Raw genomic sequence first — 19,455 nt, forward strand, 5'->3', positions numbered from 1 at the left:
CGGGTGAACGGAATGGCTCCGCGCGGCCCTACTGCCCGCCCTCGGTGAGGGTGACCTCGATGGGCGTGTACTCGCCGCTGACCTCGATCCCCTCGTCCTTCAGCTCGGCCAGCGCCTTCTCGATGTACTCGTTCGAGTACGCCGAGTCGGCGGGCTCGGTCGTGATGAGTTCGAGATCGTCCTGGTTCTTCGCCGACAGCGCGGCGGCGACGGTCTTGTCCCAGGCCGCCTCGTCGACCAGGCCGAACTCGGCGCCCGTCCAGATGAGCTTGTTGACCTCGTTCATCTGCCAGAGCTGGTGCACCGGCCCGACGGGGAAGGCCGCCTCCGCGTTGGAGGCGATGTCGTAGACGATCTCGGCCGCCTCCTCGGGGTTGTCGCGCGCGAAGATCCAGCCCTTCGTCACGGCCTTCAGGAAGCGCACGGCCGCATCGGCGTACGCGGGGTCGTCCTCGAGCCGCTGCGTGTCGGCCCAGATGGCGTCCTGCAGCATCGCGCCCTCGGTCTCCTCGTACGAGATGACGTCGAAGTCCTCGGGCTGGTACAGCTCGCCGGTCTCGGGGTTCACGACCTCGAGGATCTGCGCCCATTCGTTGTACGTCATCGCCTGCGCGGCGTCGACGTCGCGGTCCAGCAGCGCGTTCATCGAGAAGTCCTGCGTGGTGATCGACACGGTCGTCGAGTCGAGGCCCTCCGCCGTCATCGCGGCGAAGATCTCCCACTCGTTGCCGAAACCCCACGAGCCGATCCGCTTGCCCTCGAAGTCGGCGACCGACTCGATGCCGTCGCCCTTCCACGACACCTGCAGGGTCCCCGACTCCTGGAAGACCTGCGCGATGTCGGTGAGCTCGACGCCGGTCGCCTCGAGCGTGCCCAGGACCTTCGGCACCCATGCGATGGCGAAGTCGACGTCTCCCGCGACGAGGGCGTCCTGGGGGACGATGTCGCCGCCCGAGGGGAGGATGTCGACCGAGTCGAACCCCTCCTCCTCGAAATACCCCTGGTCGAGTGCGACGTAGTACCCCGCGAACTGCGCCTGCGGCAGCCACTGCAGCTGAAGCGAGACCTCGGTGAGCGGCTCGAAATCGCCGCCGTCGGCGTCGGCGTCGCCGTCGGTGGACGACCCCGACGACGAACAGGCCGCCAGGACGAGGGCCGTCGCCGTGACGGTGGACGCGGCGAGGAGGCCGCGTCGGATGCTGTGTCTCATGCTGTTCCTTTCGGGTTGGTGGTGCGAGGTGCCGGTGTCACGCCGGCGGGCGCCTCGTCACCAGGCGCTCCAGGAGCGAGGTGCCGAGGAAGAACGCGAGTCCGATGCCGATGCCGCCGGCCACGTAGGCCCACGCCAGGGCCGCGCGGCCAGACTTGGCGTACGTCGCGATGGCGGTGCCGATCCCGTCGGCCGGGCCGCCGAAGTACTCCGCGACGAGGGCGGCGATGACCGCGAGCGAGGCGGCGATCCGCAGGCCCGTCATCAGATACGGCAGGGCAGCGGGCAGCGTGAGGTGGCGAAAAGTCTGGAGAGGCGATGCCGCCGCGGCGCGCAGCACATCGCGGTGCACCGGCCGGGTCTGGCGGAGTCCGCGCAGGACGTTGACGAAGACCGGGATGAACGCCGCGATCATCGCGACGGCCTGCCGGCCGAACTGGCTGGAGGCGCCGAACATCGTGTTCAGGATCGGGGTGATGGCCACGATCGGGATGACCGCCAGCGCGGCGACGAGGGGAGCCAGCATCCCGTCGATCGGCCCCGCGGCGGCGGCGAGCCCGGCGAGCACGACCGCGATGAGCGCTCCGAACGTCAGGCCGATCAGTGCGTTGGTGGCCGTGATCGCCATGTCTTCCGAGATGATGCCCCACCGGGTGACGAGCTCCGCCCCGATCGTGATTGGGCTCGGCAGCATGCGGGGAGCGGCGCCGAGGACGTCGACGTAGAGCACCCACACCGCGAGCCCGAGCGCCCCGACCACCACCGGCGCGATGAAGCGCAGCCAGCCGGGCAGCGGTCGTTCGGACGGCCCCCGCCGGGTCGGGCGGACGCGGGTGAGGGACTCGGTCGCGCTCATCGCTCGGCCGCCCGTTCGACGCGTGTTCCGTGCAGTGCCTCGCGGACGGCCGTGACGCGGTCGAAGTAGGCCGGGGACTCCCGGAGGCCCTCTTCGCGTGCGGGGCCGAGATCGGTCACGATGACGTCGGTGATGCGGCCGGGGCGGGGGCTCATGACGACCACGCGATCCGAGAGGAAGACCGCCTCGGGGATCGAGTGGGTGACGAACACCACCGCCGCCCCGGTCTCGGCGGCGATGCGGGCCAGCTCGGTCTGCAGGTACTCGCGCGTCATCTCGTCGAGCGCGCCGAACGGCTCGTCCATCAGGAGCAGCCGGGGCCGGGCGGCGAGCGCGCGGGCGATCGCGACGCGCTGCTGCATGCCGCCCGACAGCTGATCGGGGTAGCGGTCGATGAAGTCCGAGAGCCCGACCAGCTCGGCGAGCTCGGCCACGCGTGCGCTCCGCTCCCCGCGCGAGACCCCGTGCACCTCGAGGGGCAGGGCGATGTTGGCGGCGACCGTGCGCCACGGCAGGAGCCCGGCCTGCTGGAACGCGATGCCGTAGTCCTGGTCCACACGGGCCTTCGCCGCGGGCTTGCCGAAGATCTCGAGCGTGCCCGATGTCGGGGTGTCGAGATCGGCGATCAGACGCAGCAGCGTCGACTTGCCGCACCCCGAGGGCCCGATGAGCGAGACGAACTCGCCGGCCCGGACGTCGAGGTCGACACCGGTGAGGGCGGTGACCTCCTCGCCCTTGGCGGTGCCGAAGACCTTGTTGACGGCGCTCGCGCGGACGGCCGTGGCGGTGCTCATGCGGTCGCTTCTCCTCTGCGGTAGTTCTTGAGGCCGAGCCCGATCAGGGCGACCGAGCCGGCGGCGATGAGGCCGAGCACGATGGATCCGAGTGTCGGCCCCCACGGCGCGGCCGGGTCGGACGATGCCTGCCCGGCCAGCTGGATGAGCATGCGGCCGATGCCGCCGCGCATGCCGATGGACACCTCGGCGACCACGGCCCCGAGCACCGCGTTCGCCGCGGCCAGGCGCAGCGCCGGCAGCAGATAGGGCACCGCCGCGGGCAGCCGCAGGCGCAGCAGCGTCGTGCCGTAGCCGGCGGCGTAGCTGCGCATGAGGTCGAGGTGGATGCGATCGGGGGCGGCGAGTCCGCGCAGCACCCCGACGGCGACGGGGAAGAAGGCCAGGTAGGACGCGATGACCGCCACCGACAGCCACTGCGGCCACGGCGTGCCGCCGCGGTCGATCTGATTCCCGATCGCGTTGACGACGGGGGCGAACGCGATGAGCGGAACGATCTGACTCACGACGATCCAGGGGAGCAGGCCCCACTCCACCAGACGCCACCGCTGCATCGCCAGGCCGAGGACGGCGCCGACGACCACGCCGATGAGCCAGCCCACCGCGGCGATGCCGAGCGTGACGGCGGCGGCCGAGGCCACCGAGACCCATAGCGGCGGGGTCTGCCCGCCGCTGGTCGAGGCGAACAGGCGCGCGACCATGTCCCACACGTGCGGCATCGCGCGGTCGTGCGTGCGGGGGAGGATCATGACCCCCGACCCGGCCTGCCCCGCGGTCGCGCCGATGACGACTCCCTCGGCGGGGCCCAGGAACTTGTACAGCTCCCACAGGAGCAGCACCGACACGACCCCCAGCGCGCCCCAGCCGACGGCGCGCCACCGGTGGGCGTCGGCGTCGGCGCGGGCGCTCATGCCTTGGCCGTGACGTGGTGCGAGAGCGCGGGGATGACGGTCTCGCCGTACACCCGCATCGTCTCCTCCTTGTTGTCGTGCTGCAGGTAGCCGGCGAACTGCGTGACACCGATCTCGCGGAGCGCCTCGAGCTTGGCGATGTGCTCCTTCGCGGTGCCGAGGATGCAGAACCGGTCGACGATCTCGTCGGGCACGAAGTCGACGTGGTCGTTGTCGGCCTTGCCGTGGGTGTTGTAGTCGTATCCCGTGCGCCCGGCGATGTAATCCGTGAGCGCCTGCGGGACGGCATCGCCCCGGTGGCCGTACTTCGCCACGATGTCGGCGACGTGGTTTCCCACCATCCCCCCGAACCAGCGGCACTGGTCGCGCATGTGGGCCACGTCGTCGCCGATGTACATCGGGGCGGCGACGCAGAAGGCCAGCGCGTCGGGATCGCGCCCGGCCGCGGCCGCGGCATCCTTCACCGTCTTGATCATCCACGCCGCGATGTCGAGGTCGGCCAGCTGCAGGATGAAACCGTCGCCCACTTCGCCGGTGAGCTTGAGCGCCATCGGCCCGTACGCGGCCACCCAGACGTCGAGCGTCGACCCGCGGCTCCACGGGAACTGCAGGGTCGCGCCGCGGTACTCGGCCGGGCGCGAGTTCGCCAGCTCGCGGATGACGTGGATCGACTCCCGCAGCTCGGCCATCGTGGTCGGCCTGCCGTTCGTGACCCGCACCGCCGAGTCGCCGCGACCGATCCCGCAGATCGTGCGGTTCCCGTACATCTCGTTGAGGGTGGCGAAGACCGAAGCCGTGACCGTCCAGTCCCGCGTCGCCGGGTTGGTGACGAACGGGCCCACCGTGATGCGCGTGGTCTCGGCGAGGATCGCCGAGTGGATGACGTACGGCTCCTGCCACAGCAGGTGCGAGTCGAAGGTCCACACGTGGCTGAAGCCGTGGGCTTCGGCGAGCTTGGCCAGCTGCACGGTGCGCGCCGCGGGCGGGTTGGTCTGGAGGACGACTCCGAAATCCATCTGGGACCCCTTAGATCAGATACTGCGACAGGCCGCGCTTGAGGAAGCGTCCGTCGCCCTTGGAGCCGAGGTACCGCCCGTCGTCGACGACGACCTTGCCCCGCGAGATGACGGTGTCGACGTGCCCGTCGATCTCGTAGCCCTCCCATGCCGAGTGGTCCATGTTCATGTGGTGCGACGCCGCCGAGATCGTGGTGTGCCCGTTCGGGTCGTAGACGACGACGTCGCCGTCCGCGCCGGGCTGGATCACGCCCTTGCGCCCGTACAGGCCGAACATGCGGGCCGGTGTCGTGCTGGTCAGCTCCACCCAGCGCTCGAGGGTGATCTTGCCGGTGACGACCCCCTGGTACATGAGGTCCATGCGGTGCTCCACCGAGCCGATGCCGTTCGGGATCGCACGGAAGTCGTCGGCGCCGAGCTCCTTCTGGCCCTTCATACAGAACGGGCAGTGGTCGGTCGAGACCATCTGGATGTCGTTGGTGCGCAGCGCCTGCCACATGTGGTGCTGGTGACCCTCGCTCCGGCTGCGCAGTGGAGTCGAGCACACCCACTTCGCCCCCTCGAACTGGCCCCATTCGTCGCTGAACGCGCCGAGCTGCTCCTCCAGCGACAGGTACAGGTACTGCGGGCAGGTCTCGCCGAAGACGTTCCAGCCCTGGTCCCGACCCCACGCGAGCTGCTCCACCGCCTGCTTGGCCGACACGTGCACGACGTACAGCGGTGCGCCGGTGAGGTTCGCGAGCATCATCGCGCGATGCGTGGCCTCTTCCTCCATCTGCCAGGCCCGGGCGATGCCGTGATAGGACGGAGCCTTCTTGCCGGCGTCGGCGAGCTGGGCGGCGAGCACATCGATCGCGGGGCCGTTCTCGGCGTGCATCATCGTGAGCATCCCGGTCTCCGCCGACACCTGCATGGCGCGGAGGATCTGCGCGTCGTCGGAGTAGAACACGCCCGGGTATGCCATGAAGAGCTTGAAGCTCGAGACGCCCTCGTCGACGAGCCCGCGCATCGCGGCGAGGGAGTCCTCGTCGACACCGCCGACGATCTGGTGGAAGCCGTAGTCGATGGCGCAGTTGCCTGCGGCCTTCTCGTGCCAGGCGGCGAGTCCGTCCTGCACGCGCTCCCCGTACCGCTGCACCGCGAAGTCGATGATCGACGTCGTGCCGCCCCAGGCCGCGGCCCGCGTCCCGGTCTCGAACGTGTCCGATGCGTTCGTGCCGCCGAACGGAAGCTCCATGTGAGTGTGGGCGTCGATGCCGCCGGGGATGACGTACTTTCCGGTCGCGTCGACGACGGTGTCGACGGATGCCGCGAGGTCGGTTCCGAGCAGCTGCGAGCCCGGTGAGAGGACGGCGGCGATCGTCTCGCCGTCGATGAGGACGTCCGCTCGGCCGCGGCCCGTGGCCGACACGACGGTTCCGCCGGTGATGAGTGTGGTGGTCATGATCCGATTTCTCCGTTCTCGGTCTTCCTCGACCCGCGAACCAGGGGATCTGCGCCGAGACCCGTGGCCTCGTCCCCGGGCTCGGCGGAAATCCCCTGTCTCGGCGTAGGCGTCGGCTGCGGCATCCGTCTCCCCCTCACGGCTTCGCGATCCGGGTGTACGAATCGGGCCGGCGGTCCCGGTAGAACTGCCAGTCGTCGCGCATCTCGCGCACCATGTCGAGGTCGAGGTCGCGCACCAGCAGCTCCTCGTGCTCGCCGGAGCCGCGCTCGCCGACGAAGTTGCCGCGCGGGTCGATCACCTGGCTCGTGCCGTAGAAGTCGACCGCGAGGTCGCCGTACTCGTTGTCCTCGCGGCCCACCCGGTTGGGCTGCAGCACGAAGTAGCCGTTCGCGACGGCCGCGGCGGGCCCCTCGATCTCCCACAGCCGGTTCGACAGCCCGGGCTTGGTCGCGTTGGGGTTGAAGACCATGTGCGCGTCGTTCAGGCCGAGCTCGCGCCACCCCTCCGGGAAGTGGCGGTCGTAGCAGATGTACATCCCCACCCGGCCGACGGCGGTCTCGAACACCGGGTACCCGAGGTTGCCGGGGCGGAAGTAGAACTTCTCCCAGAACCGGTCGAGGTGCGGCAGGTGGTGCTTGCGGTACGTCCCGAGGACGGTGCCGTCGGCATCGACGAGCACGGCGGTGTTGTAGTACACGCCCGTCTCGGCCTCTTCGTAGATCGGAAGCACCATCACGACGCCGAGCTCCTTGGCGACGGCGGCGAAGCGGGTGACGATCGGACCGTCGACCGGTTCGGCGTAGCGGTAGTACTTCTTGTCCTGCGTGATGCCGAAATACGGCCCGTAGAAAAGCTCCTGGAAGCACATCACCTGGGCGCCCTGCGCCGCCGCGTCGCGCACGAAGCCCTCGTGCTTGTCGAGCATGGACTCCTTGTCGCCGGTCCAGGTCGTCTGCGAGATCGCCGCGCGTACCGTCGTCATCGTGTCTCCGTCCGTGTCGCTCGGGTTCGGCGGGTGCTGCCGGCTGACCCGATCCTTCTGCCTCGACGTTTCCCGTCGGTTTCGGCCTGTGTCCGGACAGTAAAGCCTGCGGGCGGGCGCGACAAGGGGCACCCCCGGATACATCGCCAGACGGATGCCGGCGCGTGCGCTCTGCCGTACCGTGAGACGGTGCTCCGCCCCCTCACCACCCACCAGGTCGTGGTCGACCTCCTCGTCGCCGGACTCTTCCTCGTGGTGGCCGCGCCGGCCGAGCTCAGCATCATGGGGGGCGTGGGGACCACGGGTGCCGCGTCGGACGCGGCCGGGGTGCTGGTGGCGGTGGTCTTCGCGGCGGCGCTCGCCCTGCGCCGACTCGCTCCGGGTCCTGCGCTGGCGACGGCGTGGCTCGGCGCATTCGTGCAGATGGGACTGGGGCGACCCCCCTCGGTGTCGGACGTCGCCATCTTCGGCGTGCTCTACGCCACGGCCGCGTACGGCTCGACCCTGGTGCTGCGGCTGGGCCTCGTGTCTGCTCTCGTCGGCGCTGTCGTCATCACCGCCTACCTGACGTTCGACCAGTTCTACGGCGGAGGCGGCGCCTTGACCTGGCAGACGCTGCCCCTGGCGCTGGTCATGCTCGCGGCGGCGGCGTTCGCACTGGCGCTGTCGTGGACGATCGGCGCGCTGGTGCGCACGGCGCGTCGGGCACGAGCGACCCGCCTGGCGCAGGAGCGCGCAGAGTCCGAGGCCGTCGCCGAGCAGGAGCGGGTGCGGATCGCCCGCGACATGCACGACGTCGTCGCCCACTCGCTGACGGTCGTCGTCGCGCAGGCCGACGGCGCGCGGTACGCCGCGGCATCCGACCCTGCGGCGGCCACCGTGGCGCTCGAGACGATCTCGTCGACCGCACGCGCCGCGCTCGCCGACGTCCGGGTGCTCCTCACGCAGCTGCGCCACAGCCAGACCGACGGGCCTCAGCCCGCTCTCGCCGACCTCGAGCAGCTGTACGCGCAGGTGCGCGCGGCGGGGGTGGCGGTGCGCGTCGAGGTGGATCCCGCACCGGTCGCCGAGCCGTCGGCGGCCGTGCAGCTGGCGGTCTACCGCATCCTGCAGGAGGCGCTGACGAACGCGCTGCGCCACGGCGACGGCGAGTCGGTGTCGGTCCGGCTCTCCTGGCACCCCGACCGCGTCGACTTCGAGGTGCGCAACCCCCTGCCCGCCACGGCGGGCGCCCACGGCGTGACGGGATCCGGCGGCGCCGCCGGAGGCGGCGCCGCCGGAGCGGGTGCGTCCGGCCCGCGCGGGCACGGCCTCATCGGCATGGCGGAGCGGGCGAGCCTGGTGGGGGGCACTCTCCGCGCGGAGCGGCGCGAGGGTGACTTCGTCGTCGACGCGACGCTGCCGATCGGAGCCCCGGCGTGATCCGCGTGGCGCTCGTCGACGACCAGGCGCTCTTCCGCGCCGGCATCCGCATGCTCGTCCAGTCCCAGCCCGATCTGGAGGTCGTGGCCGAGGCCGCGGACGGTCGAGCGGGGGTCGAGGCGGTGCGCGCCGCGCGACCGGACGTGGTGCTCATGGACATCCGGATGCCGGTGATGGACGGCCTGGCGGCGACGGCCGAGCTGCTAAAGGACCCCGACCCGCCGCGCATCGTGATGCTCACGACCTTCGACCTCGACGAGGCGGCCGCCCGCGCGATCCGCGAGGGAGCGAGCGGATTCCTGCTGAAGGACGCCGACCCGGAGTTCCTGCTCGCCGCCATCCGCACCGTCCACTCCGGTTCTGCGGTGATCGCCGCCTCCGCCACGCGGGAGCTGTTCGCCGCTTCGGCGCCGGTCGCGCGGCGGCCGGTGCCGGCGGCGTTCGACGAGCTGACCGAGCGCGAGCGCGAGATCTTCGCGCTCGCCGCGAGGGGGCTGTCCAACGCCGAGATCGCCGCCCGCGAGTTCCTCTCCGAGGCGACGGTCAAGACCCACATCAGCCGCATCCTCACCAAGCTCGCGCTGCGCGACCGCGTGCAGCTCGTCGTCTACGCGTTCGACCACGGGCTGGCCTGACCCCGGGCGCACCGGCTGCCGGAGCCGCCGACGCCCGGCCGGAGCGGCCGGCCCGGGATCATCCTCGCGATGTACGCGGATGCGACCTGCGGCCGACGCGAGGCGGCACAGGTGATCCATAGCGTCGAAGGCATGGAGATCACCACCACAGACCTGGGCCTGGCTGCCCGGGTGCAGCAGCTCACCAAGACCTACGGCTCCGGAGACAGTGCCGTTCACGCTCTCGCGGGTGTGAGCGTTGGCATCCGACGCTCACAGTTCACCGCGATCATGGGGCCGTCCGGCTCGGGCAAGTCCACGCTCATGCATGTCATGGCGGGGCTGGACGCTCCGACGTCCGGACGCGCCTGGATCGGCGACACCGACATCACGGGGCTGTCCGACCTCGAGTTGACGATCCTGCGCCGACGGCGCGTCGGGTTCGTCTTCCAGTCGTTCAACCTCGTGCCCACCCTGACCGCCCTGGGCAACATCCTGCTGCCCTTCGACCTCGACGGTCGTCGCCCCTCGGCGCTGGAGCGTGCCCGCATCGACGGCCTCGTCGACACGCTCGGACTCGCACCGCGCCTCGGGCACCGGCCCCATGAGCTGTCGGGCGGTCAGCAGCAGCGGGTCGCGATCGCGCGCGCCCTCGCCACGGGGCCCGACCTCGTCTTCGCCGACGAGCCCACCGGCAACCTGGACTCGCGCTCCGGACGGGAGGTGCTGTCGCTGCTGGCCACCGCGAGTCGCGAGCACGGACAGTCGATCGCGATGGTCACCCACGACCCGCTGGCCGCATCGCACGCCGATCGCGTGCTGTTCCTCGGCGACGGTCGCATCGTCGCCGACAAGCCGCGGCAGAGCGCGGAAGAGATCTCGGCGTACATGCTCGCCGCAGAACTCGGCGCCGCACAGACCGGGGCAGCGGCATGAGCGGCACCGTGAGCGCCGCCGTGAGCGGCACCGAGAGCCGGATGCCGGGGGCGGCGCGAGCGGGATCGCACCCGCCGCGCGTGGTCGCCCGCGAGACACCCGGCCCGGCACGTCTGGCGTGGCTTCGTGAGCGCGGCATGGGGGCGAGCGTGCTGGTGGCGGCGATCTCGTCGGCGTTCGGCGTGATCCTCCTCGCGGCCACCGCCTATCTGTCCGCGCTGCTGCGTGCCGACCCCTACATCGGCGACAGCGGGACGCTCTCGGTCGTGCTGGCGATCCTCGGCGCGCTGCTGCTCGGCGTGGCGGTGTACGTCGCGGCGATCGTGACGGCGAACACCTTCGCCACCGTCGTCGCCGGCCGCACCCGTCGGATCGCGCTGCTGCGCCTGATCGGGTCGTCCGCGCGGGCCCAGCGCGCCGAACTCGCCCGGCAGGGTCTGGTGGTCGGTGTGCTCGGCGCCGTGCTGGGACTGGTGGGCGGCACCGCCGTCGCGGCGGCGGGAGTCGGCGTCGCCGAGGCCGCGCTCGGCCTGGAGGGCATCGACTTCGATCTCGTGCGCGGTGAGCTGCTGCTGCTGCCGGCGGCGATCGTGGTGCTCACCACCTGGGCGGCGGCCTGGGCGGGCTCGCGCCGGGTGCTGGAGGTCACTCCGCTGCAGGCGCTCGGCGGCTCGCAGGAGCGAGGATATGCCGAGGTGTCCGGTCGTCGCGGCCGCCACGTCGCCGCCGTCGCCCTCATGGTGGCCGGGGCCGCTCTGCTCGCGCTGGGCGTCGTCATGGGTCTGGTCACGCCGTTGGGTGTCATCGTGGCCTTCGTCGGCGGCATCCTGTCTTTCACCGGCCTGTCGATCGGGTCCGTTCTGGTCATGCCTCCCGTGCTGCGCCTGGTCGGCCGGGCCTTCGGGTCGGGGGCGACGGCGCGACTGGCCGCCGAGAACGCGCTGCGCCAGCCGGAGCGATCGAGTCGCATGGCGATCGGGGTGGTGATGGGCGTCACCCTCGTGACGATGTTCGCCGTCGCGCTCGAGACCGTCGAGCGGGTGCTGGCGGTTTCGGCCGGAGGCGAGCTCCCCGAGGAGATGACCACCATCATCGACACCTTCGCGGCGATCATGATGGGCCTCGTCGCGGTGTCGGCGGTCATCGCGGCCGTCGGCCTGGTGAACCTGCTGACGATCGGCGTCGTGCAGCGGCGGCGCGAGCTCGGCCTGCTGCGGGCGGTCGGGCTGTCGAACACCCAGGTGCGACGCATGGTGCTGCTGGAGGCGCTTCACATCACCGTGTCCGCGACGCTGGCCGGCCTCGTGCTGGGGGTCGTCTACGGCTGGGCCGGAGCGCAGTCGGTGCTCGGCTCGGTGCAGGTGGATCCGGACGGGACCGGGCCGACGTTCTCGCTCGTGTGGCCGGCTGTGCCGGCGGGACCGGTGGTCGCGATCGTCGTCGCCACCGCGGTGCTCACCCTCGTCGCGGCCGTCGTCCCCACCCGTCTGGCCACGCGCGTGTCACCCGTCGAGGCCCTCGCGGTCGACTGACCCCCTTCCGGGTCCGGTCCTTCCGGGGCCGGTCGAGTCCGCGAGAGTACATCTCCGCGCCGAGAGGGCGGGTGCGGCCCTACGCCTCGTCCGTCAGATGTACTCTCGCGGATTCGGGGTCGGGTTCGGGCTCGGGGGCAGGGGCGGGGTCGTGCGCCCAGGACGGCGCGAGGGCGCGGATGCGGGCACCCCGCCACTGCCAGGTCGCCCACAGTCCGGGCCACAGGGCGGGGGCGGCGGCGCCGCCGATCACGAGGCGGTCGCGCCACAGCGTGCGGGTGGGGTCGCCGGGGGCCGGCGAGACGGCCATCTGGTGATCCCACACGTCGAGGGCCGCGAGCGGGCCGGTGAGAGGGATGCCGGAGTCGCGGAGGATCCGCACGTCGCCGTCCGCCTCCTCGACCCGCCGCTCGCTCACGTGGATGAGCTGGCGGCCGACCGGCAGGGCCCCGGCGATCGACAGCTGGACGGGGACGTCCGCGCCGGACTCCAGTGACGTCGGCAGGCCCTCCGCCGCCAGCGGGTCCATCTGCAGCAGCGGCCCGTAGAGCTCCGCGACCGCGCGGGGGGAGTGCAGGGCACGCCACGCCGCGTCGGCGTCGCAGTCGATCACGAACTTCAGCAGGATGCGCATGCTGACAGTGTCGCACCGAGCGCGAGGCGCGGTTCTAGGCTTGACGGATGCCGTCCGCCACCCCTACGGAACTGACGCCGTTCGATCAGCACCGCTACCAGGTTCGCCTCGAGTGGGGCGCGTCGGGACTCGCGCGTCTGGCTCCGAGCGACCTCGTCGTCGTGGTCGACGTACTGCGCTTCTCGACGACCGTCACCGACGCCGTCGCGCGGGGCGACCGGGTCGCGCTCGACGCCGACGCGCACGCTGTGTCGATCAACGGCGCCGCAGTCGCCGAGGCGGCCGCTGCGGCCGGGGCGCGGGTGCTGCTCGGGTGCCTGCGGAACGCGGCCGCGGTCGCCGCGGCGGTGCTCGCCGAACAGCGACGGCGGGGCGAGCGCACCAGCGTCGCGGTCATCGCCGCGGGCGAACGGGTCTCGCGCGACCCCGACGCCGACCTGCGCTTCGCGGTGGAGGATCTGCTGGGCGCCGGCGCGATCGTCGCCGCGCTCACCGACCTCGGCATCGACCACACCTCACCCGAGGCCGCGGCCGCATGCGAGTCGTACCGCGGGCTCGGCAGGGCGGTGCGGCACCTGGTCACCGCGAGCGGTTCCGGCCAGGAGCTCATCGTCGCCGGACGCCGCGACGAGGTCCTTGCGGCCGCAGAGGTCGACGCCGTCGGTGTCGTTCCCGTCCTCGAGGACGGTGTTTTCACCGCCCGCTGACCCGCACGCGAGCAGGTGGCCGGGGAGCGCACAGTGCCCGCCGGAAGCACACCCACCCCCACCCGCCGCCCCCACCCGCCGCCTGCCCCTCCGCTCGTCGCGGTCGGCGGAGGTGATGTCGGCCAGGGAGGACCGGAACTCGCGCGAGGGACCTCCGCTCGCGGCATCCGCCTGTCGTCGTCGCGACGAGGGGAGGATGCTGCGCCTCGGCGCCCCGAGGGGAGGAGGCGCACCTCTGCGCGCCCCGAGGGGAGGATGCTGCACCTCACCGCCCGAGGGGAGGATGCTGCGCCTCAGCGCCCCGGGGGAGGATGCTGCACGTCAGCGCCCCGAGGGATTGCGCTGCGGGTCGCGCAGTCCTGGAGGGCGGCGCCGCGACGCGGAACCGGCGCGCACCCGCGAGTCAGCGGGGTGTCAGCGCCGCCAGACGTGTGGCGGGGGTGATCTCGCGACGGGTCCATGCGAACAGGAACCGCTCGTCGAAGCGCGGCGCGCACTTCGCACAGGACGTCGCCCGCGACACCTTGCGGTGGCGGTAGGCCACGTGTCCGGACGGGCACACCCCGATCCAGGGGGCGAGTTCGGTCGCGGTCTCGCCATTGTGGGTGGTGCCCCCGACGTAGCCCAGCTCGCGGGCCTGCGCCTTCCACTGCGGGCCGTGGCCGGCGGTGGCGCCGGCGAGGGCGTGCGCCACTTCGTGCAGGAGCGTCTGGTGATTGGTGTCGTCGTCGTAGCGGGCCGCGAGGTAGCGCGAGACGCTTATCCGCTTGCGCTGGTAGTCGCACAGCCCGGCACGGCGCTTGGCGTTGTCGAACCCGAAGGTCCACGACGCGTCGAGGTGGAGGGTGAGGAGAGCTTCCGCCCAGCGGCGGACGTCACGCAGTTCCGACATGTCCGGAAGAGTAGAACGTACCTACGACACTCAGCTGGCGACGGAGGCGTCGACCCGGCGCCGGTCCGCGGCGTCGGCGGCCATGAGGGTCGCCTGCAGCTCGGCGTCCGACGCTCCGGCATCCTGCCGCAGGAACAGGGCGCGCTTGAAGTCCGCGCGGGCGAGGTCGTAGTCGCCGGCGGAGTAGAAGCACTTGCCGCGATGCTGGTACGCGAACGCGGCGATCGCCGACCAGCCCTGGCCCTCCGCCTCGGCGGCGCACGTCGCGAGCTCCTGCTCGGCGGCGGCGTACGCGCCGCGCCAGTGCATGACCGATGCGTGCAGGATGCGGGCGCGGAGGAGGTCCTTGCGGGTGCCCGCCATACGCGCGACGCGGACGGACTGCTCCGACAGGACGAGGGACTCGTCGAGACGGTCGAGGACCTTCAGCAGCCATACGCGCTCGAGCAGGGCGGGAAGGCTCCGCTGCGGTCCGATCTCGTCGAGCCGCTCCTGGCAGCGTCGCGGATCGACCTTCTCGCGCAGCGTGTCGGGGTCGTACCCGAGGATGTAGCTCACCATGTCTCCCTTCGCCGCGCGCGGCCGCCTCGCGTTCCAGTGTGCAACGGCCCCGCGCCCGATCCGGCGCGGCTCGCCGGTCGGGATCGTCAGCGGTCGAAGACCGACGCCGACGGCTTCGGTGACGCGGTCGCGTCGGCGTCGGTCGCCAGGCGCGCACCCCGCACGAAGTCGTCCAGCTCCGCTCCCTGGGCCACCTTGGCCGGATGCGGTCCCGCGGCCATGAGGCGGGGGAGCCACGCGGTCGGCAACGCGGCCGCCGACCCGACGATCACCAGATTGCCGAATCGCCGCCCCTTCAGCGTCTGCACCTCGGCGAGGACGATCACGTGCTCGAGGACGGCGCGCACCGTCGCGACCTGCCGTCGGGCGAAGGCCAGGCCCGCGCCGTCGGCCACGTTCACCAGCAGCACCCCGTCCGGCGCGAGGAGTGCGGCGGCGGCGCGGTAGAACTCCACGGTCGTGAGGTGCGCGGGTGTCTGCGCGCCGGAGTAGACGTCCGACACCAGAAGGTCGACATGGCCGACGAGACCGGCAGGAAAGCGGCCGAGCGTCTCGCGCGCGTCGCCGATCCGCGTGCGGATGGACGCTCCGCGAGGCAGCGGGAGGTGCGCGCGGACGAGCTCGATGAGGGCCGGCTCGATCTCGACCACCTGCTGGCGCGAACCCGGCCGGGTCGCCTCGACGTAGCGCGGCAGGGTGAGCGCCCCCGCGCCCAGGTGCACCGCGGTCAGCGGCTGCCCCGGCATCCGCAGCTGGTCGATGACCGCCCCCATGCGGGCGATATACTCGAAGTGCAGGTGGGTCGGGTCGTCGAGGTCGACGTGGGACTGCGGGGTGCCGTCGACGTCCAGCTCCCACCCGCCCGCGTACGCGGACGGGATGACGCGGGCGATGGTGCCGTCCGAGAGTCGCGCCGAGGGCGCTTCGTCGTCTCTCCTCGCGCGCGCCACGCACCCACGATAGACCGTGAGGCAGGGTCTCGGATGCCGTGGGTGACGGTTCTGCCCGGTATCGACGACCTTCGCTGATCACTCTGACTGATCGGACGACCCGGGATGCGTCGAAACAGAATCGAGACATTCACGTCACACAGAAGTCGCGGCCTCGCAGGTAGCGTCGGGGGACACACCCTTCGGGGGCGACGGCGCCACCGCGCCGCGCCACCGTTCTCACAGGAAGGTGCACTGCACATGCTCCAGTCCTCCACCCGGCGATGGGCCTCGGGCGCGGCGATGTTCGCCATCGGCGCCATGGTCCTGACCGCCTGCGCGAGTGAACGCGGTTCCGACGATGACGGAGGAGCCGACGCCGACGTCGACGGCACGTTCGTCTTCGCCTCGGCCTCGGACCCCGACGGCCTCGACCCTGCGTTCGCGCAGGACGGCGAGACCTTCCGCGTCTCGCGGCAGATCTTCGAGGGCCTCGTGGGCACCGAGCCCGGCACCGCCGACCCGGCGCCGCTGCTCGCGGAATCGTGGGAGTCGTCCGAGGACGGGCTGACCCACACCTTCATGCTGAAGGACGGTGTGACCTTCCACGACGGCACCGAGTTCAACGCCGAGGCGGTCTGCTTCAACTTCGACCGCTGGTACAACTGGACCGGCCTCGCCGCCAGCGAGAGCATGGGCTACTACTACAACAAGCTGTTCCGCGGCTACGCCGATTCGCCGGATGCCGCCGTCTACGACTCCTGCTCGGTCGACGACGAGCTCACCGCAACGGTCACTCTGGCGCAGCCGTTCGCCGGCTTCATCCCCGCCCTCTCGCTGCCGGCGTTCTCGATGCAGAGCCCCGCGGCCCTCGAGGAGTACGCCGCGGACGAGGTCGGCGGCACCGCCGAGGCCCCCGCGCTGACGGAGTACGCGACCGGCCACCCGAGCGGCACCGGCCCGTTCCAGTTCGAGTCGTGGTCGCCGGGCGAGGAGCTCACGCTCACGGCCTTCGACGACTACTGGGGCGAGCTGGGGCAGATCGACGAGATCATCTTCCGCCCCATCGACGACCCGACCGCTCGGCGCCAGGCGCTGGAGTCCGGCTCGATCGACGGCTTCGACCTCGTTGGCCCGGCCGACGCGGCCGCGCTCGAGGAGGACGGCTTCACCATGGTGTCGCGTCCGCCGTTCACGATCCTGTACCTCGCCTTCAACCAGGCGGTCGAGGAGCTGCAGGATCCGACCGTGCGCGAGGCGCTCTCGTACGCGATCGACAAGGACGCGCTCATCTCGCAGGTCCTGCCCGAGGGAACCGAGAAGGCGACGCAGTTCGTGCCCGAGGGCGTCAACGGGTGGAACGCCGACGTCCCGACGTACGACTACGACCCCGAGCGGGCGCGCGAGCTGCTCGCCGAGGCCGGCTACGACGAGTCGAACCCGCTCACGCTCGACTTCAACTACCCGGTCAACATCTCGCGGCCCTACATGCCGACCCCCGAGGAGACGTTCACCGTCCTGTCGACCCAGCTGTCCGAGGTCGGCGTGGAGATCAACCCGATCACGGACGCGTGGAACCCGGACTACCTCGACAAGATCACCGGCACCGAGGACCACGGCATCCACCTGCTCGGGTGGACCGGCGACTACAACGACACCGACAACTTCCTCGGCGTGTTCTTCGGCGGACCCTCGGCGGAGTGGGGCTTCGACAACCCCGAGCTGTTCGCCGCGCTGGATGAGGCTCGCGGACTGTCCAACCTCGAGGAGCAGACCGCGCTGTACGAGGAGATCAACCTGATGGTCGCCGAGTTCATCCCCGGCGTGCCGCTGGCCCACCCCGCTCCGACCCTGGCGTTCGCGCCGCGGGTCGAGAGCTACCCGGCCAGCCCGGTCAACGACGAGGTGTTCAACGAGATCGTGCTGACCGAGTGACCGCGGCGGCATGACCCTCCGCGGTGCGGGGCGGGCTTCGGTCCGCTCCGCACCGCGTCCTCGCTCGACACCCGGGAGACCCATCCGTGCTGCGGACCATCGGCCGACGATTCCTCCTGCTCATCCCCACGCTGCTGGGGCTGAGCATCCTGCTGTTCCTGTGGGTGCGCGCCCTGCCGGGCGGACCCGCCGTCGCGCTCCTCGGCGAGCGCGCGACCCCCGAGGCCGTGGAGCGGGTCAACGAGCTCTACGGCTTCAACCTGCCCCTTCACGAGCAGTACCTCACGTGGATGAGCCGCCTGCTGGTGGGCGACTTCGGCTCGTCGATCACCACGGGTCGCGAGGTGCTGGACGAGTTCCTGCGCCGCTTTCCGGCGACGCTCGAGCTGTCGATCTTCGCCCTCGTCTTCGCCATCGGCATCGGCGTGCCGCTCGGCTACTGGGCCGCTCGCCGGCACGGCAAGCTCGCCGATCACTCCGCCGTCGCGCTGAGCCTGCTCGGCGTGACCATCCCGGTCTTCTTCCTGGCGTTCATCCTCAAGTACGTCTTCGCCGTCCAGCTCGGATGGCTCCCGTCCGACGGTCGGCAGAATCCGCGTATAGACGCGACGCATCCGACCGGCTTCTACGTCCTCGACGGCCTCCTCACGGGCGAGTTCGACGCGGCGTGGGACGCGATCCTGCACCTCATCCTTCCCGGCATCGCGCTCGGGACCATTCCGCTGGCGATCATCGTGCGCATCACCCGCGCATCGGTGCTCGACGTCCAGAACGCCGACTACGTCCGCACCGGACGGGCCAAGGGCGTATCGCAGGGGATCATCCGCAACAGGTTCGTCCTGCGCAACGCGATGCTCCCCGTCGTCACGACGATCGGCCTGCAGGCGGGCCTGCTCATCGCCGGTGCGGTGCTCACCGAGACGGTGTTCGCCTTCCCGGGCGTCGGGTCCTTCCTGGCCACCGCCATCTTCCGGCGCGACTTCCCGGTCCTGCAGGGCTTCATCATCTTCATCGCGATCCTCTACGCCCTGATCAACCTGCTCGTGGACGTGTCGTACAGCTTCATCGATCCGAGAGTGCGGGTGCAGTGATGTCCAGCGTTCTTCCCCCCGCACCGGACGGCGGTCCCGTCGACGACACCGCCGTCACCGACAAGGAGATCCTCTCCGCCGGTACGCGCGGCGGATTCTGGCGCGACGTCTTCAAGCGGCTGATGCGCAACCCCGCCGCGTGGTTCGGCGCCGTCATCGTCTTCCTCTTCGTCGTCGTGTCGCTCCTGGCGCCGTGGCTCGCGCCCTACGGCGAGACGGCGCTCCCCGGCGCCCGCTACATCACCCCGACGACGATCCCCGGACCGGGCGAGATCCCGGAGTTCCCACTCGGCCTCGACCGCTTCGGCGGCGACGTGCTGTCCAAGCTCATCTGGGGAGCCCGTGCGTCCCTTCTCGTCGGCGTCGTCTCCACGGCGCTGGGCCTGGCGGGCGGCATGCTCCTCGGGCTCATCGCCGGCACGTTCGGCGGCTGGGTCGACAACGTGGTGATGCGCTTCGTCGACATCCTGCTGTCGGTGCCGAATCTTCTCCTGGCCGTGTCGATCGCCGCGATCCTCGGCCAGAGCCCGCTCGCGGTCATGATCGCCATCGGCGCGTCGCAGGTCCCCATCTTCGCCCGTCTGCTGCGCGCGTCGATGCTGCAGCAGCGCTCGAGCGACTACGTCCTCTCGGCGCAGACGCTGGGTCTCGGGCGCGGCACGATCACCATGAGCCATGTGCTGCCCAACGCCATCGGTCCCGTCATCGTGCAGGGCACGCTCACCCTCGCCACGGCGGTCATCGACGCCGCGGCGCTGTCGTTCCTCGGTCTCGGCGGCGGCCGGCCCGAGACGGCCGAATGGGGCCGCATGCTGACCTACGCGCAGGCGGAGCTCGCGATCGCGCCGTGGCTGGCGTTCCTCCCGGGCGCCTGCATCACGATCACCGCCCTCGGCTTCACCCTGTTCGGCGAAGCGCTCCGCGAGGCCATGGACCCCCGCACCCGCAAGAGATGAGCGGATGCCGGACGGGAACGCCGGGCGGAC

Annotated in this window: 19 protein-coding genes; 8 read left to right on the forward strand and 11 right to left on the reverse strand. The window is 71.3% G+C overall.

Features of this window, described 5'->3' with window-relative positions; translation table 11 throughout:
* Nucleotides 1–28: 28 nt before the first annotated feature.
* The 7 genes from Q9S36_RS17040 to Q9S36_RS17070 all read right to left on the reverse strand — a co-directional run bounded on the left by Q9S36_RS17040 (nucleotide 29) and on the right by Q9S36_RS17070 (nucleotide 7,216).
* Complete coding sequence (locus Q9S36_RS17040; RefSeq protein WP_311286151.1) at nucleotides 29–1,210, reverse strand: ABC transporter substrate-binding protein; 1,182 nt, start codon at nucleotides 1,208–1,210, stop codon at nucleotides 29–31.
* A 37-nt stretch (nucleotides 1,211–1,247) separates the two neighbouring features.
* Entirely contained in the window at nucleotides 1,248–2,066 is an 819-nt protein-coding gene (locus Q9S36_RS17045; protein ID WP_251451807.1) for an ABC transporter permease, read from the reverse strand.
* Nucleotides 2,063–2,860, reverse strand: a complete 798-nt coding sequence (locus Q9S36_RS17050) for an ABC transporter ATP-binding protein (protein ID WP_311286152.1) — start codon at nucleotides 2,858–2,860, stop codon at nucleotides 2,063–2,065. The genes Q9S36_RS17045 and Q9S36_RS17050 overlap by 4 nt, the downstream gene beginning before the upstream one ends.
* Nucleotides 2,857–3,771: an ABC transporter permease subunit gene (locus Q9S36_RS17055; protein ID WP_311286153.1), complete on the reverse strand. Its 915-nt coding sequence runs from the start codon at nucleotides 3,769–3,771 to the stop codon at nucleotides 2,857–2,859. The genes Q9S36_RS17050 and Q9S36_RS17055 overlap by 4 nt, the downstream gene beginning before the upstream one ends.
* On the reverse strand, nucleotides 3,768–4,787 hold the full coding sequence (locus Q9S36_RS17060; protein WP_311286154.1) for a TIGR03842 family LLM class F420-dependent oxidoreductase: 1,020 nt from the start codon (nucleotides 4,785–4,787) through the stop codon (nucleotides 3,768–3,770). Before Q9S36_RS17060 ends, Q9S36_RS17055 begins: the two co-directional genes overlap by 4 nt.
* 10 nt (nucleotides 4,788–4,797) lie before the next feature.
* Nucleotides 4,798–6,231, reverse strand: coding sequence for a dihydropyrimidinase (gene hydA, locus Q9S36_RS17065; protein WP_311286155.1), 1,434 nt, complete (start codon nucleotides 6,229–6,231; stop codon nucleotides 4,798–4,800).
* 136 nt (nucleotides 6,232–6,367) lie between these two features.
* Nucleotides 6,368–7,216 carry a nitrilase-related carbon-nitrogen hydrolase gene (locus Q9S36_RS17070; RefSeq protein ID WP_311286156.1) on the reverse strand — a complete coding sequence of 283 codons (849 nt, stop codon included), beginning with the start codon at nucleotides 7,214–7,216 and terminating at the stop codon, nucleotides 6,368–6,370.
* A 189-nt stretch (nucleotides 7,217–7,405) separates the two neighbouring features.
* On the opposite strand from Q9S36_RS17070, the gene Q9S36_RS17075 reads away from it, so the two are divergent.
* The 4 genes from Q9S36_RS17075 to Q9S36_RS17090 all read left to right on the forward strand — a co-directional run bounded on the left by Q9S36_RS17075 (nucleotide 7,406) and on the right by Q9S36_RS17090 (nucleotide 11,720).
* Entirely contained in the window at nucleotides 7,406–8,638 is a 1,233-nt protein-coding gene (locus tag Q9S36_RS17075) for a histidine kinase (RefSeq protein ID WP_311286157.1), read from the forward strand.
* A complete protein-coding gene (locus tag Q9S36_RS17080; protein WP_311286158.1) occupies nucleotides 8,635–9,273 on the forward strand; it encodes a response regulator transcription factor in 639 nt (212 codons plus the stop codon). Before Q9S36_RS17075 ends, Q9S36_RS17080 begins: the two co-directional genes overlap by 4 nt.
* 132 nt (nucleotides 9,274–9,405) lie before the next feature.
* Nucleotides 9,406–10,188 (forward strand): ABC transporter ATP-binding protein, encoded by a 783-nt coding sequence (locus tag Q9S36_RS17085; protein WP_311286159.1) that lies wholly within the window; start codon nucleotides 9,406–9,408, stop codon nucleotides 10,186–10,188.
* Between the two features lie 137 nt (nucleotides 10,189–10,325).
* On the forward strand, nucleotides 10,326–11,720 hold the full coding sequence (locus Q9S36_RS17090; protein WP_311286183.1) for an FtsX-like permease family protein: 1,395 nt from the start codon (nucleotides 10,326–10,328) through the stop codon (nucleotides 11,718–11,720).
* Between the two features lie 79 nt (nucleotides 11,721–11,799).
* Here Q9S36_RS17090 and Q9S36_RS17095 read toward each other — a convergent pair whose 3' ends face one another.
* Nucleotides 11,800–12,354: a hypothetical protein gene (locus Q9S36_RS17095; RefSeq protein ID WP_311286160.1), complete on the reverse strand. Its 555-nt coding sequence runs from the start codon at nucleotides 12,352–12,354 to the stop codon at nucleotides 11,800–11,802.
* Between the two features lie 47 nt (nucleotides 12,355–12,401).
* Here Q9S36_RS17095 and Q9S36_RS17100 point away from each other — a divergent pair, with 47 nt between their 5' ends.
* Entirely contained in the window at nucleotides 12,402–13,061 is a 660-nt protein-coding gene (locus Q9S36_RS17100; protein WP_311286161.1) for a 2-phosphosulfolactate phosphatase, read from the forward strand.
* 403 nt (nucleotides 13,062–13,464) lie between these two features.
* Here the strand turns inward: Q9S36_RS17100 and Q9S36_RS17105 are convergent, their stop codons facing one another.
* From Q9S36_RS17105 to Q9S36_RS17115, 3 genes are all read right to left on the reverse strand, one after another.
* A complete protein-coding gene (locus Q9S36_RS17105) occupies nucleotides 13,465–13,953 on the reverse strand; it encodes a SprT-like domain-containing protein (protein ID WP_311286162.1) in 489 nt (162 codons plus the stop codon).
* A gap of 30 nt (nucleotides 13,954–13,983) precedes the next feature.
* Nucleotides 13,984–14,511 carry a tetratricopeptide repeat protein gene (locus tag Q9S36_RS17110; RefSeq protein WP_311286163.1) on the reverse strand — a complete coding sequence of 176 codons (528 nt, stop codon included), beginning with the start codon at nucleotides 14,509–14,511 and terminating at the stop codon, nucleotides 13,984–13,986.
* 89 nt (nucleotides 14,512–14,600) lie between these two features.
* A complete protein-coding gene (locus Q9S36_RS17115; RefSeq protein WP_311286164.1) occupies nucleotides 14,601–15,464 on the reverse strand; it encodes a fused MFS/spermidine synthase in 864 nt (287 codons plus the stop codon).
* Between the two features lie 240 nt (nucleotides 15,465–15,704).
* On the opposite strand from Q9S36_RS17115, the gene Q9S36_RS17120 reads away from it, so the two are divergent.
* The 3 genes from Q9S36_RS17120 to Q9S36_RS17130 all read left to right on the forward strand — a co-directional run bounded on the left by Q9S36_RS17120 (nucleotide 15,705) and on the right by Q9S36_RS17130 (nucleotide 19,425).
* On the forward strand, nucleotides 15,705–17,378 hold the full coding sequence (locus Q9S36_RS17120) for an ABC transporter substrate-binding protein (RefSeq protein ID WP_311286165.1): 1,674 nt from the start codon (nucleotides 15,705–15,707) through the stop codon (nucleotides 17,376–17,378).
* A gap of 86 nt (nucleotides 17,379–17,464) precedes the next feature.
* Complete coding sequence (locus Q9S36_RS17125) at nucleotides 17,465–18,469, forward strand: ABC transporter permease (protein ID WP_311286166.1); 1,005 nt, start codon at nucleotides 17,465–17,467, stop codon at nucleotides 18,467–18,469.
* Complete coding sequence (locus Q9S36_RS17130; protein ID WP_311286167.1) at nucleotides 18,469–19,425, forward strand: ABC transporter permease; 957 nt, start codon at nucleotides 18,469–18,471, stop codon at nucleotides 19,423–19,425. The genes Q9S36_RS17125 and Q9S36_RS17130 overlap by 1 nt, the downstream gene beginning before the upstream one ends.
* Nucleotides 19,426–19,455 lie beyond the last annotated feature (30 nt).

It is taken from the genome of Microbacterium sp. ARD31 (assembly GCF_031844425.1).

Bases quoted from the DNA above. Each gene is read 5' to 3' on its own strand.
- Q9S36_RS17040 (WP_311286151.1), bottom strand. From the start codon at position 1,210: ATGAGACACAGCATCCGACGCGGCCTCCTCGCCGCGTCCACCGTCACG.
- Q9S36_RS17045 (WP_251451807.1), bottom strand. From the start codon at position 2,066: ATGAGCGCGACCGAGTCCCTCACCCGCGTCCGCCCGACCCGGCGGGGG.
- Q9S36_RS17050 (WP_311286152.1), bottom strand. From the start codon at position 2,860: ATGAGCACCGCCACGGCCGTCCGCGCGAGCGCCGTCAACAAGGTCTTC.
- Q9S36_RS17055 (WP_311286153.1), bottom strand. From the start codon at position 3,771: ATGAGCGCCCGCGCCGACGCCGACGCCCACCGGTGGCGCGCCGTCGGC.
- Q9S36_RS17060 (WP_311286154.1), bottom strand. From the start codon at position 4,787: ATGGATTTCGGAGTCGTCCTCCAGACCAACCCGCCCGCGGCGCGCACC.
- hydA (WP_311286155.1), bottom strand. From the start codon at position 6,231: ATGACCACCACACTCATCACCGGCGGAACCGTCGTGTCGGCCACGGGC.
- Q9S36_RS17070 (WP_311286156.1), bottom strand. From the start codon at position 7,216: ATGACGACGGTACGCGCGGCGATCTCGCAGACGACCTGGACCGGCGAC.
- Q9S36_RS17085 (WP_311286159.1), top strand. From the start codon at position 9,406: ATGGAGATCACCACCACAGACCTGGGCCTGGCTGCCCGGGTGCAGCAG.
- Q9S36_RS17090 (WP_311286183.1), top strand. From the start codon at position 10,326: ATGGGGGCGAGCGTGCTGGTGGCGGCGATCTCGTCGGCGTTCGGCGTG.
- Q9S36_RS17095 (WP_311286160.1), bottom strand. From the start codon at position 12,354: ATGCGCATCCTGCTGAAGTTCGTGATCGACTGCGACGCCGACGCGGCG.
- Q9S36_RS17100 (WP_311286161.1), top strand. From the start codon at position 12,402: ATGCCGTCCGCCACCCCTACGGAACTGACGCCGTTCGATCAGCACCGC.
- Q9S36_RS17105 (WP_311286162.1), bottom strand. From the start codon at position 13,953: ATGTCGGAACTGCGTGACGTCCGCCGCTGGGCGGAAGCTCTCCTCACC.
- Q9S36_RS17120 (WP_311286165.1), top strand. From the start codon at position 15,705: ATGCTCCAGTCCTCCACCCGGCGATGGGCCTCGGGCGCGGCGATGTTC.
- Q9S36_RS17130 (WP_311286167.1), top strand. From the start codon at position 18,469: ATGTCCAGCGTTCTTCCCCCCGCACCGGACGGCGGTCCCGTCGACGAC.